General features: G+C 62.8%; 13 protein-coding genes. 5 read left to right on the top strand and 8 right to left on the bottom strand.

Annotated elements, in window-relative coordinates:
- The first annotated feature begins 48 nt into the window (after positions 1-48).
- Positions 49-777 carry a lysophospholipid acyltransferase family protein gene (locus E5720_RS19595; protein WP_136172010.1) on the top strand — a complete coding sequence of 243 codons (729 nt, stop codon included), beginning with the start codon at positions 49-51 and terminating at the stop codon, positions 775-777.
- Between the two features lie 50 nt (positions 778-827).
- Here E5720_RS19595 and E5720_RS19600 read toward each other — a convergent pair whose 3' ends face one another.
- Positions 828-2,030: a glycosyltransferase 87 family protein gene (locus E5720_RS19600; RefSeq protein ID WP_247596361.1), complete on the bottom strand. Its 1,203-nt coding sequence runs from the start codon at positions 2,028-2,030 to the stop codon at positions 828-830.
- Positions 2,031-2,199: 169 nt separating this feature from the next.
- On the opposite strand from E5720_RS19600, the gene E5720_RS19605 reads away from it, so the two are divergent.
- Together E5720_RS19605 and E5720_RS19610 are read left to right on the top strand one after the other, a co-directional pair.
- Positions 2,200-2,685 carry a polyadenylate-specific 3'-exoribonuclease AS gene (locus tag E5720_RS19605; protein WP_136172011.1) on the top strand — a complete coding sequence of 162 codons (486 nt, stop codon included), beginning with the start codon at positions 2,200-2,202 and terminating at the stop codon, positions 2,683-2,685.
- Between the two features lie 82 nt (positions 2,686-2,767).
- On the top strand, positions 2,768-4,153 hold the full coding sequence (locus E5720_RS19610) for a 3-deoxy-7-phosphoheptulonate synthase class II (protein WP_136172012.1): 1,386 nt from the start codon (positions 2,768-2,770) through the stop codon (positions 4,151-4,153).
- A 35-nt stretch (positions 4,154-4,188) separates the two neighbouring features.
- Here E5720_RS19610 and pknB read toward each other — a convergent pair whose 3' ends face one another.
- Positions 4,189-6,180: a Stk1 family PASTA domain-containing Ser/Thr kinase gene (gene pknB, locus E5720_RS19615; protein ID WP_136172013.1), complete on the bottom strand. Its 1,992-nt coding sequence runs from the start codon at positions 6,178-6,180 to the stop codon at positions 4,189-4,191.
- Between the two features lie 170 nt (positions 6,181-6,350).
- On the opposite strand from pknB, the gene E5720_RS19620 reads away from it, so the two are divergent.
- Positions 6,351-6,722, top strand: coding sequence for an Rv2175c family DNA-binding protein (locus E5720_RS19620; RefSeq protein WP_136172014.1), 372 nt, complete (start codon positions 6,351-6,353; stop codon positions 6,720-6,722).
- Here E5720_RS19620 and E5720_RS19625 read toward each other — a convergent pair.
- From E5720_RS19625 to E5720_RS19640, 4 genes are all read right to left on the bottom strand, one after another.
- Positions 6,694-7,728 (bottom strand): phytoene/squalene synthase family protein, encoded by a 1,035-nt coding sequence (locus E5720_RS19625; RefSeq protein WP_136172015.1) that lies wholly within the window; start codon positions 7,726-7,728, stop codon positions 6,694-6,696. The two genes, E5720_RS19620 and E5720_RS19625, sit on opposite strands and share 29 nt — an antisense overlap.
- A complete protein-coding gene (locus E5720_RS19630; RefSeq protein WP_247596362.1) occupies positions 7,721-9,262 on the bottom strand; it encodes an alpha-(1->6)-mannopyranosyltransferase A in 1,542 nt (513 codons plus the stop codon). Before E5720_RS19630 ends, E5720_RS19625 begins: the two co-directional genes overlap by 8 nt.
- Positions 9,263-9,468: 206 nt before the next feature.
- Complete coding sequence (crtI, locus tag E5720_RS19635) at positions 9,469-11,058, bottom strand: phytoene desaturase family protein (protein WP_136172834.1); 1,590 nt, start codon at positions 11,056-11,058, stop codon at positions 9,469-9,471.
- Positions 11,059-11,138: 80 nt separating this feature from the next.
- The gene (locus E5720_RS19640) at positions 11,139-12,209 is read right to left on the bottom strand and encodes a polyprenyl synthetase family protein (protein WP_247596363.1); all 1,071 of its coding nucleotides are present in this window, start codon (positions 12,207-12,209) and stop codon (positions 11,139-11,141) included.
- Between the two features lie 190 nt (positions 12,210-12,399).
- Between E5720_RS19640 and metF the strand changes: the two genes are divergently transcribed.
- Positions 12,400-13,368 carry a methylenetetrahydrofolate reductase [NAD(P)H] gene (metF, locus tag E5720_RS19645; protein ID WP_136172018.1) on the top strand — a complete coding sequence of 323 codons (969 nt, stop codon included), beginning with the start codon at positions 12,400-12,402 and terminating at the stop codon, positions 13,366-13,368.
- Positions 13,369-13,392: 24 nt separating this feature from the next.
- On the opposite strand, the gene E5720_RS19650 is transcribed toward metF, so the two are convergent.
- Together E5720_RS19650 and E5720_RS19655 are read right to left on the bottom strand one after the other, a co-directional pair.
- On the bottom strand, positions 13,393-14,580 hold the full coding sequence (locus E5720_RS19650; RefSeq protein ID WP_136172835.1) for a glycosyltransferase: 1,188 nt from the start codon (positions 14,578-14,580) through the stop codon (positions 13,393-13,395).
- A 40-nt stretch (positions 14,581-14,620) separates the two neighbouring features.
- Entirely contained in the window at positions 14,621-15,322 is a 702-nt protein-coding gene (locus tag E5720_RS19655; RefSeq protein ID WP_210729912.1) for a DUF3153 domain-containing protein, read from the bottom strand.
- Positions 15,323-15,334 lie beyond the last annotated feature (12 nt).

Here is a 15,334-nt window from a genome sequence, read left to right on the forward strand (position 1 = left end):
AGAGTCAACGTCGAATCCGCAGCGAAGACTCGAATCAGGAAGGACGCCATGTGGTACTGGCTGTTCAAGTACGTATTCATCGGTCCTATCCTGATTGCGATGGGCAGACCGACAGTCGAAGGTGCCGAGAACATCCCGGCGCGGGGACCGGTAATCCTGGCGAGTAATCATCAGGCAGTTCTCGATTCGTTCTATCTGCCGTTGAAGGCGCAGCGAAGAATCACGTTCCTGGCGAAGAGTGAATACTTCACAGGTTCCGGACTCAAGGGCGCCTTCCAGAAGTGGTTCTTCACCGCGGTCGGTCAGGTGCCGATCGACCGAACGAGTGCCGATGCTGCACAGGATGCGCTCAATGCCGGCGCTCGGGTGATCGCCAAGGGCAAACTGCTCGGCATCTATCCGGAGGGCACGCGCTCACCGGATGGAAGGCTGTACAAGGGCAAGACCGGTATGGCCCGACTGGCTCTGGAGACCGGAGTGCAGGTGGTGCCGGTGGCGATGATCGGAACCGACAAGATGAATCCCATCGGTTCGAAGATATGGAAGCCGTCGAAAGTTACCATCAAGATCGGCAAACCTATCGATTTTTCTCGCTTCGAAGGCATGGCGGGTAATCGGTTCGTCGAGCGAGCGGTGACCGACGAAGTGATGTACGACTTGATGTTGCTGTCCGGTCAAGAGTACGTCGACGTCTACGCCGCATCCCTGAAGAATGCCCCGGTAGCGCCCGCGGCCGGCGTTGACCCCGAGCGTCTCCCGGACTCCAAAGCGAGCTGAGCTCACCGATGCGAGTCGGGAGGTGTCGGCTCGGTCGGCGGGAGTTGGTGCTAGCTGCTCGTGGCCTTCCGCTGTGAGGTACTCCAGGTAGAGAAGGCCACAGTGGCTATCGCTGCGATTCCCCACCAGACGTACGACGACGCTGCCAGCTGGTCCCATAACGGCCACCCGAGGCCGGAGGTGCGACCTGGCGCGAGGCGCCAATGCGGCGCGAAATGGAACAGGACGAGGCCGATACCGACCAGCAACGCCAGCCAGGTGCTGCGCCGACGGTAGGCAGAGGTCGCAAGTGCAACGAGGAACGGCACGACCCACACCCAATGGTGCGACCACGAGATCGGCGAAACAAGCAGCCCGAGAACGGCGTTCACTCCGAGTGCGATGGCCGTGAGATCGGCCTGGAACGCCTTCCGCATAGCGAGCGCGGTAAGTACAAGCGCACCGAACGACAGTGCGATCCACAGCGCCGACCTCAGCGAGTCGTCGAGTCCGAGCCGTGCAAGAACTCCGGTGATGCTCTGGTTCGCTGGGTAGGCAGGTTTGCCGATTCGGTCGGAGTCGATCAAGGTGTGGGTCCAGTATTCGACCGAATCGGACATTGTTGCCAGAAAGCCGATGGCCGTGAATGTGGCAAAGCTCACGCCCGCTACGACGGCAGCCCGAAAGTCCTTGCGGATCAGGAAGAAGAGGACGAATACAGCGGGCGTCAGCTTTACGGCTGCGACAAATCCGATGAGGACACCACGAGGCCACGGAGTCTTCTTCGGCAGACAATCCGCGGCAACGAACACCATCAGAATGATGTTGATTTGTCCGTAGTCGAGTGTGGAGAAGACGGGCTCGAGAATCATCGACACCGCGAAGACTGCGCCGGCTGTCCACACCAACAAGGTTTTGGGTGAGTAGCCGAGTGACACCAGCGTCAGCACGATTGTGGTCACCAGCAGCGCCAAAGACAGCGCAGTTACCACGATGCCGGCCCAGTAGAGCGAAATCATCGACAACGGGCTGAAAAGGACCGCAGCAATCGGGGGATAGGTGAACGGGAGAGTGTTCCCCAGCGCGGTTGCGGGCATCTGACCGTACAGCGGTGATCCCGAAGCGAAGATGCCGCCGCCGATCCGATAGACGTCCAGATCGATTCTGTAATAGTCACCGAGAACGTCCAGCCCACGAAGGCCGGGCAGCGCGAACAAGTTGTAGGCGATGCCCGCAGCGATGCCCGCAGCGATTGCGATGCACGAGATCACCACTGCTGTCGTTCGGGCAACCGAGGCCGTGGATCGGACTCCGTTCGCCGGCGTGGCGGTGTCGTCGACGCCGGCATCGATCGGGTTGGAGGTCTCGGGAGGTGTCAACGGGAGTTCCTTCTGATGGCGGGCGATCTTTGTCGGCGCAACCGCCGGGGCTAGTGTGTCCTGCGTGCGCTACTTCTACGACACCGAGTTCATCGAGGATGGTCGCACAATCGAGCTCGTCTCGATCGCTGTGGTCTCCGAGGACGGCCGCGAGTTCTATGCAGTCTCCTCCGAGTTCGATCCCTCCCGCGCCGGCAAATGGGTCCGGCGAAACGTCCTGCCCAAGCTGCCACCGTACTCGTCGCCGCTGTGGATGGGCAGGTCCCGAATTCGCGACGAACTGCTCGAGTTCCTGGTGCCGTACCCGGGTGCCGAGGTGGAGTTGTGGGCCTGGGTGGCTGCCTACGACCACGTCGCACTGTGCCAACTCTGGGGGTCGATGACCGAACTGCCGAGGTCGCTGCCGAGATTCAGCCGCGAGCTCCGGCAGCATTGGGAAGATCGGGGCAGCCCGGCGTTGCCCGCGGTCCCCGATGACGCCCACGACGCACTCGCCGACGCGCGGCACAACCTGGCGAAGTTCATCGCTATCGAGGCCGCGTCGGCCTGATTCGGACCGGATATGCGTTCCCAGCGGTCCGGACCGGCAACCCGTCGGAGACCACGCTGCGGCCAGCGAATATCCTAGGCATGTGAACTGGACTGTCGACGTACCCATCGACCGCTTGCCCGAACTTCCTCCGTTGTCTCCGACGTTGCGTTCTCAGTTGGACGACGCGCTGGCCAAGCCCGCGGCGCAGCAGCCGCAGTGGGACCCGGAGCAGGCAGCCGACATGCGAAAGGTCCTCGAGAGCGTCCCACCGATCACGGTTGCGGGCGAGGTAGAGGCGTTGTCGGACAAGCTCGCCGCCGTTGCGCGTGGTGAGGCATTCTTGTTGCAGGGTGGCGACTGCGCGGAGACTTTCGCAGACAACACCGAACCGCATATCAAGGGCAATATCCGCACGCTTTTGCAGATGGCCGTGGTTCTTACCTACGGCGCGAGCATGCCAGTGGTCAAGGTGGCGCGAATCGCGGGGCAGTACGCAAAGCCGCGGTCGGCCAATACCGACGCACTCGGACTGCTGTCCTACCGCGGAGACATGGTGAACTCGTTGGTAGCGGACGAGGCAGTGCGAGGCCACGACCCATCGCGACTGGTCCGTGCATACGCGAACGCAAGTGCTGCGATGAACCTCGTGCGAGCGCTGACCGGTGCCGGAATGGCGGATCTGCACAAGGTCCACGACTGGAACCGTGAATTCGTCGCCAATTCGCCTGCAGGTGCGCGCTACGAAGCCCTCGCAGGCGAGATCGATCGAGGCCTGCGCTTCATGGACGCGTGCGGCGTCAAAGACCCGAACCTGCACACCGCGCAGATCTATGCGAGTCACGAAGCGCTGGTGCTCGACTACGAGCGCGCGATGCTGCGGCTCGACAACACCGACGATCACCCCAAGCTCTACGACCTGTCGGCGCATTTCTTGTGGATCGGCGATCGCACGCGGCAGCTCGACGGTGCCCACATCGCACTGGCCGAACTCATCTCGAACCCCATCGGCTTGAAGATCGGGCCGAGCACTACACCCGAGATGGCCGTGGAATACGTCGAACGACTCGACCCCACGAACAAGCCGGGACGGCTGACTCTCATTTCGCGCATGGGTAACGGCAAAGTGCGGGATTTGCTGCCCCCGATCATCGAGAAGGTGCAAGCAACAGGGCACCAGGTCATCTGGCAGTGCGATCCGATGCATGGCAACACTCACGAGGCGTCGACCGGATACAAGACACGTCATTTCGACAGGATCGTCGACGAGGTTCAAGGATTCTTCGAGATCCACAACGGGCTCGGCACACATCCCGGCGGTATTCACGTCGAACTGACCGGTGACAACGTGACCGAATGCCTCGGTGGCGCACAGGACATCTCCGACCTCGATCTCTCCGGCCGTTACGAGACAGCATGTGATCCCCGGCTGAACACGCAGCAGTCGCTCGAGCTTGCGTTCCTGGTGGCGGAGATGTTGCGCGGCTGAGCCCTCGCGTGGTCGTCTCCGTCCTCACCTTGCGATCAGGGGAGGGAGACGACCGACACCGACGAGCCCGGGGCCACTCTGGACCCTGGGCTCGGGTTCTGAGTAATGACCAGCGACCCGTCGGTGTCGACTACTTGCCGAACCTGGACACCGAGTTCGAGCCGTTCGAGCGTGCCCCGGGCAGATCCCACCGAGCGTCCGAGTAGCGACGGGACGGTGATCGCATTGGATACTTTCAGGGTCACCGTGCTGCCGGCGTTGACGGTCCCCCCGATCGCTGGGTCGGTGGCAATCACCTTCCCGCCGTCGGTCGACTTGTCGAAGGCCAACTGGGTCGCCGAGACGGATATACCGACGGTGGCCAGTTCGGCAGTTGCCTCTTCCGCAGACTTGCCGGCGACGTCCGGAATCGTCACGGGGGGAGCGCCTTTCGATCGCAATACCTTGACTGTGTCGCCGACGGACAGCACGGTGCCTGGTGAGGGATCGAGCGCCGCGACGGTACCGACCGGCGCGGTGGTGCTGAACGTTTCGCCCCCGTCGCCGGGCACGAAGGTGCGATCGCGGAGCTGGCGCTGCATATCGCCGACAGCGGTGTTCGGAGCGACGACGGGGACGGTCGGCGCACCGAGGGAGACGAGTAGAGAAACTTCCTCACCCTTGGTGATCCGTGAGCCGGAGCCAGGATCTGTTCCGATGAGGGTGTCGAGCGGCGCACTGTCGGAGTACGTGCCGCGAGTAGTGCTCGTCAACCCTGCGGATTCGAGCGTGTTCGCGGCGGCCGCGATGTCCAATCCCTCCACGACGGGGACCGAGGTGTACCGTCCTGAACCCATCCACCAGCCGCCGAACCCGACCAGTACCGCCAGCAACGCCACGATGGTGAGCCAGATGACGATCGTTCTTCGTGACCTTTGCCTGTCCGCATCGAAATCTGGAAACTGGTATTGGCGAGGGCCTACCGGAGCGGGCTGCGGGGTGTCGTCGTGGTCGTACTCCGGCCTCGCGGTCGGGGCCGTCTGGACTCGGGTGTGATGGACACCGTCGGCCTGCTGGAGGGATACCACCTCCGTGGCAGGGGCCTGTGGTTCGTGACGCGCTCCGGCGAATGTAGTCGGAGCGCCCATCGCAGCTGCGCTGCTGTGTTCGGCAGAGCGCCTGGGTGCGGGAACTCGATACGAAGGCAGTTCGAGCCGGGCGCAGACGCTCGCCAACGCGCGCGCCATCTCGTCGGCGTTCTGGAATCGCCCTGCCGGATCGCGGACTGTGGCGTGGCGGACCAGATCGTCGAGTTCTTCAGGTACCCCCGCGATGATCTCGCTGGGGCGGGGGACGTCGTTGTCGATGCGTTGGTAGGCAATGGAGAGCGAGGTGTCTCCAGTAAAAGGCGTCCGGCCGGTCAGTAGCTCGAACAGCACGACCCCGACACCGAAGACGTCGCTGCCTGCATTGGCCGAACCGGTGGTCACCTGCTCGGGGGACAAGTAGGCCGCAGTGCCGAGAATGACACTGCTGGACGTCGTATTCGACGCTGCGACGGCTCGAACGAGCCCGAAGTCGGCGATCTTGACGTCACCGGAGTCCGAGATGAGAATGTTCTCGGGCTTGACGTCGCGGTGGACGAGTCCGGCGCGATGCGCTGTTCCGAGCGCCTCGAGCACCGGCCGTACGACGGCAGCTGCGGCATGTGGGGGCATCGGGCCGCGTTCGCGGAGCAGTTCGCGCAGCGTTCCGCCTTCGACCAACTCCATGACGAGAAATGCGAACTCGCCGTCGCGTCCGTGGTCGTAGACGGCGACGAGGCCCGGGTTGGTCAGCCTGGCCACCGCTCGTGCCTCGAACTCGAAGCGTGCGACGAATTGGGGATCCGCGGCGAATGCGGGGTCCATGATCTTCACCGCCACCGGCCGATCCAGGCGTGTATCGAGCGCTCGGTACACCGTCGACATTCCACCGCGGGCGATCGGTGCGTCGATTCGGTAGCGCCGGTCCAGTAACGAACCTACCGACACGGACCCTCCGGTCATCACCGTGGAGCACCTCATTTCATTTTTCTTCAAGACGGAATCGATGATAAACAGCGTAGATATCGACACTGTCTCGCAGCACGACGTGTCGCCTAGCGGGATTCTCTGCGGGCGCCAGTCCTGCAGCAGTGCTTTTCGTATACGAGCTCGAACCCGTTAACGTTACCGGAGTGAGCACAATCCCTTATTCCGACGATGTCCTCGACCCGTCCGTCTCCCTGCTGCAGCTGGCGGATGTCAGCAAGGTTCTCGAAGTGCCGAAGGCCAGAGTCGAGCAGATGCTCCGCGACCGTCAGCTCCTCGCAGTCAAGCGGAACAGAGTTCCCGGTGTCCCCGAAGTGTTTCTCGACGCCCGTAACGGTCAGATCGTCAAAGGTCTGCCGGGGCTCCTGGCGGTATTGCACGATGGCGGGTATCGGGACGAGGAAATTTTGAAGTGGCTGTTCGAGGAGGACCCGAGTCTTCCCGGAACTCCCGCCGAAGCACTGCACGGGGATTTGATGCGAGAGGTCATCAGGCGCGCTCAAGCGATGGCCTTCTGAGCCGTGCCCTTTCGCGAACCACGTTCCATCCGGTGGCGGCCAATCTCGGCGCCGCAACCGATATTCGACGCCATTGCGGAACCCGGGCGCGTTCGATGAGCACCCGGTAGCCGCCGTCTTCGATTTCACGAAGGATCCCTCCGTACAGCAGCAAGGCCGTGCGCATTCCTGGCTGGACGGAGGGTGCCAACATGTCGATTCCTGGTTCGGCGTCCCGATAGACCGCCCGGGTGTGCGCGATGAGGTGGGCCAACGCTCGATCTATCCGGGCATCGGTTCGACCTGATTGCCGACACGCTCGCAGTAGTTCCTCGTCGACGCCGAATGCTTCCAGTTCTTCTGTCGGAAGGTAGATCCGGTCGCGGTCGAGATCCTCGCCCATGTCGCGGATGAAGTTCGTCAGCTGGAAAGCTTCACCGAGTGCTGCAGCAGGGCGTACAGCGTCGGCGATGTTCGTCGAGGTGCCGAGGATCGGAAGCATCTCCAGACCGATTACTGCGGCGGAGCCGTACATGTATTCGTCCAGCTCGGCCATCGTCCGATAGCGGGACTTGAACATCGGTGTGCCCGGGATGTCCATGCGCATGGAGTGGAGAAACGCAAAGTAGTACTCGTGCGGGATGGAGTATCGAGCTGTGGTGTCCGCCAACGCTTGTAGCACTCTGTCCGATCGGCTCGATCCCAGGACGGCGCCGCCGAGAGCGTTGCGGACCCGCTGCTCGAGGACATCGAGTTTGGCGGCGGCATCGCGGTCGGATTGTGACACCGTGGTCCCGATCGGGGCGGTAGCGGGCGTCTCGAGCTCGACGTCGGCCGAGTTCACGTCCACATCGACGATATCGTCGACCATTCGAGCAAAGCCGTACAGCGCGTGCACTCCTGCCCGCTTGTCACTGGGAAGCAGGCGCGTGGCGAGGAAGTACGTCTTTCCGTGCTGCGCGTTCAGGTCACGGCACAGGCGATATGCGTCGTGCAGGGCCGGGTCGATAGCGTCTAGTTCACCCATGGTCCGCTTTGCTCACTTCGGTGTTCTCGGCTGGAGTGTCCGATTCGATCGTGGGTGTGTGGTCGTTGTGTCCGACACGCAGTCGCAGGGGGTCGACTCGGGTGAGGGAAAGCCCTGCAACCACAGCTGCGAACGTTGCGAGCGCGACGTGAGCGAAAGTGTAGAGGCCGATCGATCCGTCGGGCCTGAACACGAGCATCAGCCACGTCGATAGTCCGACAAGGATCATCAGGGTTCGGGTCGACAGTGCGAAACCTGCTGCAAGCGCCAACGGCCACGAGTAATACCAGGGCAATGCGGCAGGGGAGAGCACGACGATTGCAACCAGCGCGATGACGATTCCCTTGACGGCATCGCGCTCGGTCTTGCGGTACAGCCACCAGGTACCGACGATGATGACAGCAAGGGCGATGGCGCACAGCATGCGAGTCACGTCGAGGACAGGCCCGAGGCGAACATCGAGGAACCAGGACGTGCTGACCGTGGTGAGATGAGCCAGAATCGTAGGCAGTGACAGCCAATTGATGATCTTCGCGGAACCGGACAGTGCGGTGAGCCAGCCTATTCCAACACCGGCGATGGCGGAAGTGATGACGAAGACTGCTGCAAAGACACCGGCGCCGATACCTGCAGTCTTCGCGAATGCAGCGATCGGTGACAGCGGAGTCCGATTCTCTTGGATCGCCCGCTCGCGCTCGTGAATCATCCAGATCCACACCATGAACGGCAATGCAAGACCTGCCGTGGCCTTGATGGCGACGGCCAATGCGACAAGTGCAACACCACCGACATGATGCCGCTCGAGAACCAGCACGATGCCGGCGGTCATCAAGCCGACCATCAGCAGCTCGTTGTGGACACCGCCGATCAAGTGGACCAGAACGAGAGGATTGAGTACCGCCAACCACAGAGCCAGCGGTGCCGAGCCGCCGAGGTGCCGGGCGAGTCGTGGGACAGCCCACACCATCAGTGCCAGACCAGGGAGCATCGTGATGCGGAGCAGCATCGTGCCGGCAATGACGTTGTCACCGGTGATGCTGGTGATCGCCTGACCGAGGAGGAGAAACAGCGGCCCATAAGGAGCGGTCGTCGTGGTCCAGACGTTACTGACGTTGTCCAGGAGAATGCCCGGGTTGGCTACGGGCCCAACGCCATAGGGGTCGAATCCGTCACGCAGCAGGGCGCCCTGCGCGAGGTAGGAAAATGCGTCTCGGCTGAACATCGGCACTGCGAACAGAAGGGGGGCTGTCCAGGCGGGGACGACCCAGCGGAGCTCGCCCAAGGTGGTGCGACCGCCGAGTGTGGCACGTCCCAGACGTACCCACGCGATGATCATCAGCAGGACGCCGATCCAGACGATGATGCTCGACAGGACGAGGCCGTGGCCGAATCGAAGCCAAGACAAATGCATCGACTCGAGCAACGGATCGCGTCTTCGCACGCTGCCTGCACCGAACCCACCGAACGTGATGAGCACTGAACCGACCAACCCGAGGAGTGCCGAGTGTCCTTCTGGACTCCGCAGGAACAGCATCACCGTCCGAAGGCGAGAGGTACGCAGTCCGGTGCCGACGCGGACCGTGTCGGCTGACGATTGCTCAGTTGCTGCGGGATCTTCTCCCGCGGTACCCGAGGCGGTGGAACTCGACGAGACCGAAGACATGAGTCGGGTCACTCTCCTCTCGGGGACGAAATTGCTGGCGTGGCGGGTGCGAACGCTGAATCCGCGCTGGACCGGAGTCAGTTTAGAGCGTCGGCGGCTGTGCTCCGAACTACGGCCGATCCAGCCGACGCGTCGGCCGTGGTTCCCAGGATGCGTTCGGCCGCAAGTTTGCCTGAAACGAGAACCGTGGGCACTCCGACACCCGGGGTGGTTCCCGACCCGGCCAACACCACGTTGTCGAGCCCTGCCACGAGATTCTTCCGTCGGAACGGGCCCGTCTGCCTGAACACGTGCGCCGAGGAGAACGGACTGCCGTGCAGCATTCCTTTATCGGCCCACGTCTGCGGAGTGTCCACATGGTCGATCGTCATATCTGCGGTGAGTCCCCGGTAACCACGTCGTTCCAATTCGCCCTGTAATTCGCGCACGTACGGCATAGCCAACGCGGCCCAGTCCAACGGCGCACCGTCGAGGTTCGGGCACGGCGCCAGTATCGACACCGGTTCGCACTGCACACCGTCACGGACCATCTGTAGTGATGGGTCGCTGACCCCCGGACGGGTGATGAGCAGTGACGGATCCTCCATCAGCTTTCCACGTCCACTGCGCGCGGTGATTCGCTGGAACGTGCTCGCCCACTGGGCTCCGAAATCGATCGTGTGATGTGACCTACTCGGCCACGATTCGGTGGACGAGATCGGGACGGTGCCGTGGAAGACGACCGCCGAGGGTGACACGACACCGTAGCCGCGTGATCTTCCCTTGGAGGTAACTCCCGCTCGATCCAGCAGTGCGTCCACCACAGGTAGATCCGGTGTGAGAACCACGGCGTCGCACTCGTAGGTTTCGCCGTCCGCAGTCTCGACGCCGGTGACTCGACCACCGGCGACGATCAGAGCCGATACTTCTGCGCCGGTGCGAACCGAACCGCCGTTCCGGGAAAGTGCATCGGCCATCGACGCGGCGATCGTGGACATCCCGCCGACCGGGAAGTAGACGCCGAGCGAGGTATCCATATGTGCAATTGCGCCATATACAGCGAGAGCCTTCGCCGGCGCCATACCTGCATAGAGTGCCTGGAAAGTGAACACCCGTCGAAGTCGCTCGTCTTTGAGGAACGATTCGACGCGGGGGCCGAGTCGACCGAAGCCACCGAGCCTGGTGAGGGTGGCGGTGTCTCGGAGTGCCGCTCGCGAGGACACCAGATCGAGCGGCGAATCGAAGTTGGAGTCGATGAACCGGTCGAACTCGGCCTCGAAGATAGAGGCGAGCCACTCTCGTAATCGGAGATAGCCTGCCGCTTCCGTCGATCCGCACGTGCGCTCGACCTCTTCTGCCATCGCACTCGGATCGGCAAACACGTCGATAGCGGTGCCATCGGCGTAGCGGGAGTGGTAGCTCGGGGACAGCGCGCTCAGCTGGATGGACGGCGTTGTCGATTCGAAGGACTCACCGACTGCCGCCAACGCGTTCTCGATGAGGTTGGGCATCGTCAGGACACTCGCACCATTGTCGATGTCGTAGAGACGACTCCCGTCGGTTTCGCGGACCGTATAGGTCCCCACTCGGCCACCGACCGAATCCTCGCGTTCCAATACGATCACTTTTTTGCCTGCGCCGGCGAGATGCAGAGCAGCAGACAACCCCGCAAGTCCTGCGCCGACCACCACGACGGTCTCGACTGGGCCCGGTACGGTCCGGAGGCGATTTCGGTTGCGCGGCTGCTGAGACAATGTTCTCTACCGATCTAGTAGGTGCGTTGCGTGGCGGCTATGGACATTGCGCGTAATTGCGCGGCGGCGTGCGGTTCGACCGCACTGGTCTTCAGCGTGTCGAGTGCGCGGTTCGTGAGTTCGGATATTCGGCGTTCGACATCCGTGACTGCTCCCAGTTCGATCAGCACCGTACGGATGATTTCGATAGTGTCCTCGGTCAGATCGACGACTCCGAGGCTCGACCTGAGCAGTGACCCCGCCTCCGGCCTGTCTCGGTCGGCGAGCTGTAAGGCCACTGCCATCAGGACCGTGCGTTTACCTTCTCGGATGTCGTCGCCGGATGGCTTGCCGGTCACTTCGGGATCGCCGAAGACGCCGAGGAGGTCGTCACGAAGCTGGAAGGCGAGGCCGATGTCGGTGCCGAAGGACCGATATGCGTCGACGAGGCTCTCCGGTGCGCCGGCCAACACGGCACCCAGCTGGAGTGGGCGTTCGACCGTGTACGCCGCGGTTTTGTAGCGATTGACCTGCATCGCTGCCTCCACGGACTCGTCGAGACCGGCTTCGGCTTCGATGTCGAGCAACTGACCGCCGAGCACTTCGGTGCGCATAGCCGACCACACCGGAGACACTCGCCCCATCGCGTCGTGTCCGATTCCGGATTCGCGAAGCATGTCGTCGGCCCAGCACAATGCCAGATCGCCCAGCAGGATCGCGGCAGATTCACCGAAGCGCTCGGAGGAGCCGGACCAGCCCGCCGCACGATGCCTCTCGGTGAAACCGACGTGCACGGTAGGAAAGCCGCGGCGGGTCAGCGAAGCGTCGATGATGTCGTCGTGAATGAGCGCGCACGCTTGTATCAATTCCAGAGATGCGCAGGCGCGGAGCACAGAAGCGGCCTGCGGGCTCCGGTGATCGCCTCCTGCTCCGAGCCAGGCCATCCAGCCGAACGATGGCCGAATTCGCTTTCCACCACGCAATACGAAGGCTTCGAGGTCTGCGACGGCCGAGCGGTAGCCGCCGCCGACCCGGGCCACCTGGTCGCGTCGGGAATGGAAGAACTCGGCCAGCGCGGACTCGACGAGTGCAACCGGCGCAGTGATCGCTTCTCGTAGGGCTGGGTCGGGGTCGCTCGTTCGACGGGGCGTGGGAAGAGTCGAGTCTCTGGACAGGGGATCCTCCAGTCGAGTGCGGGTGGGGTTGTGCAACTTTCACACTAGCCGTCACCGCTGATCGATCTCCCTATCGTGAGCCTCCTGTCACCGGAGTTTCCGACGAAACTATGATGTGCCCGTGACATCAGATGCCGTCAGGGGGCGGTCGAGTGAGGGGTGGGTCACCCGAACCCCATCGATAGTCGATCGTCTACGGACATCGACGGAGTCGAAGATTCCATTTTCGGTCGAGTTTTCCCCACCGCGGGACGAGGCCGCGGAGGCGAGGCTGTGGCGTGCTGTCCGCGAATTCGAGCAGATGCAGCCGGCGTTCGTGTCCATGACGTACGGCGCAGGCGGTTCGACCCGAGACCGCACCGTCCGAGTAACGGGAGATATCTCCGAAAACACGACGCTGCTGCCGGTGGCGCACCTGACCGCGGTGTCTCACAGCATCGATGAGCTTCGATCAATGGTCGGCGCATACGCAGACCGCGGGATCTCCAACATTCTGGTGCTTCGCGGTGATCCGCCGGGTGATCCGCTCGGCGACTGGACCAAGCACCCCGAGGGTGTCGAATATGCAGAGGAGCTCGTCAGCCTCGTTCGAGAGCTCGGAGACTTTCACGTCGGCGTCGCATCGTTCCCCGAGGGGCACTACCGGGCAGTCGATCTCGAACAGGACACCCGTGTTCTGGTGAACAAACTCCGTGCGGGAGCCGAATACTCGATAACGCAGATGTTCTTCGACGTCGAAGACTATTTGCGGTTGCGCGATCGTGTTGCGGCGTTCGATCCCGAGCAGGCGTGCAAGCCCATCATTCCCGAGATCATGCCGATCACCTCGCTCCGTACGGTCCGTAGGGCTCTGTCGCTGTCGGGCTCGGCTCTCCCCAGCGAGATCGACGAGCGCTTCACCAGAGCGGCCGGGACCGGTGCCGAAGAAGACCGCGCTGCGGTTCGCGAAGTCGGAATCGAATTGGCGACGTCGACATGCGAGCGTCTCATCGCCGAGGGCGCGCCGGCACTGCACTTCATCACGCTGAACTTCGCGCGTGCGACGCGGGAAGTGCTGACCAATCTGGGAATGTGCGCAGCACGCGTGTGATCTGAACCTGAAACCGGTGAGCGTCTAGGAACGTCCTTCGACCGCGGGGGATTGGTCCTCGGCAATCAGTGGGCGCTGCTTCCACACCAGGTTTCCGCGCCTGTGCGACCGATGCGAATCGATCGTGAGCCAGATGTAGGTAGCCACGGACAGCGGATGGGCGCTCGACTCGACAGCACAGCGAAGAACGTTGGTCGACCGACCTGGCATGTCTGCATATTCGGCTTGCGCGGCAGCGAGTCTCGACACCACGGCTGCGCCATAGCCGATCCGGCCCCATCGTCGAACCTCACCCGATCCCGCAAGTGCTGCGACGGCCGGAAGCAAGTACATCATCGAGACCGCGGACAACACCGCGATCGAGCCTCCGGTACCACCGAATGCGTTCCACAGCCAGCGCGAATATCCTGCACGTAGATCGTCCACGCCGTCGTACATACGGCATTCGACCAGACCGGCCCCCGAGACGAGAATTGTGTCCCGCCCGCTGCGACGCAGTGTGCGAGCAATATCGAGATCCTCGGTAACGCTTGCTGCCACCGACTCGTGCCCGCCGATGTCGCGGTACGCAGCCGCGTCGAACATCATGAATTGTCCGCACGAGACGGTAGTCGACGGACGGAGTGAACCGTTGGCAAGCCGAATCGGCAACGTCGACATCCACGAGAAGCCGAGTAGCGGTTGTACCAGATGTTCGACGACGCTTCCGCTGATCTGCTTCGGCCATGGACATACCAATGCAGCGTCGTGGCGGCGCAGTGTCGACGCTGCTGCCGCGACCGCGCCCTCGGCGAGACGAACGTCGGCGTCGACGAACACGATCGTGTCGAGATGATCGTTCATCTCGAACGCGAGACCGGCAAGGGTCCGGCACGCTGCCGCCTTGCCCGTCCACCCAGGAGGTGGCTCGGCACCCGATTCGACGACGCTGACTCGGGCGTCGTCGCCTGCAGCTGCTCGGGCTGCCGAGAGGGTGTCGTCCGTCGAACCGTCGTCGAGTATCAGAATTCGAAGATCACGGCACCGACGCTGAGCCCGAAGGTCCGCAATGAGCAAGGGGAGTTGTTCTTGTTCGTTGCGGGCGGGAACGCAGACCACGATCGAGTCGTGGACGTCGGAATCGGTTGCGCGGGACAGGCGGGGAACTGTGACGGCGTTGAAGACCGAGATGGCCGCCGTCGATACCGATAGCACCGCGCCGACAGCAGTCATGCCGGCGATCACTCGGCCGGCGGTAGTCACGATCGATTCGCTACTTCTTCGATTCGACGAGGCGCACCGGAGGGTTCCTGGTCACCCAGGCCATGGCTCCGACGATCGCTGCGATACCGACAGTGACGCCCCCGACGATGCCGGCCCAGCCCGCGAAACTGCGGGTGTTGGGATCGGGATAATTGACCTCGGCTCGCATGCTCGTCACCTCGCCCGCGGGCAACTTCCAGGTGATGATGTTGTCCCCTTCGCGGGTGCCGTTGGTCGTCCCGATTCGAGCGGGAAACGCGATGGTGAACTGAACATCTGTGCCCTGCTTGGGGACTGTCTGCAAATCGGCCTTGCCTTCGAGCGTCACGGTGTCGCCCGCTCGCTGCATCACCAGCTGGTAGCTCCCCGTCGCTTGATCCGACATGGAACCGAGAGTTTGAAGGTCCCCGAAGGAGAGATCGCTGAAACGTGCTTGGCTGCCGATGTATCCGTCCTGCTTGTATTCCGCGACACGGATCTTGCTCGCGAGCGAAGACGGAGGTGTGAGCACCGGACCGGTGTCGGTATCGGATGTCGGTATCGTCGCGGCCACGATCTGCCCCGACACGCGGTCGTCGGCAGAGACACCCATCGAGACCTGTACCCGAAGGCAACCGGCCAACATCGGCGCTACGAACAGCGCTAATGCGAGGGCGGACATAATTCGACGGTTGCGGGTACCTGCACGGAATGTCGACTGCACGTTCGACATCGTGCCAGACGT

Origin of the sequence: Rhodococcus sp. PAMC28707, assembly GCF_004795915.1 — a bacterium.
Taxonomy (GTDB): Bacteria; Actinomycetota; Actinomycetes; order Mycobacteriales; family Mycobacteriaceae; genus Rhodococcoides.

Bases quoted from the DNA above. Each gene is read 5' to 3' on its own strand.
- pknB (WP_136172013.1), bottom strand. From the start codon at position 6,180: ATGACCGGAGGGTCCGTGTCGGTAGGTTCGTTACTGGACCGGCGCTAC.
- E5720_RS19650 (WP_136172835.1), bottom strand. From the start codon at position 14,580: ATGACTGCTGTCGGCGCGGTGCTATCGGTATCGACGGCGGCCATCTCG.
- E5720_RS19655 (WP_210729912.1), bottom strand. From the start codon at position 15,322: ATGTCGAACGTGCAGTCGACATTCCGTGCAGGTACCCGCAACCGTCGA.
- E5720_RS19595 (WP_136172010.1), top strand. From the start codon at position 49: ATGTGGTACTGGCTGTTCAAGTACGTATTCATCGGTCCTATCCTGATT.
- E5720_RS19630 (WP_247596362.1), bottom strand. From the start codon at position 9,262: ATGCTGTTCCTGCGGAGTCCAGAAGGACACTCGGCACTCCTCGGGTTG.
- E5720_RS19625 (WP_136172015.1), bottom strand. From the start codon at position 7,728: ATGGGTGAACTAGACGCTATCGACCCGGCCCTGCACGACGCATATCGC.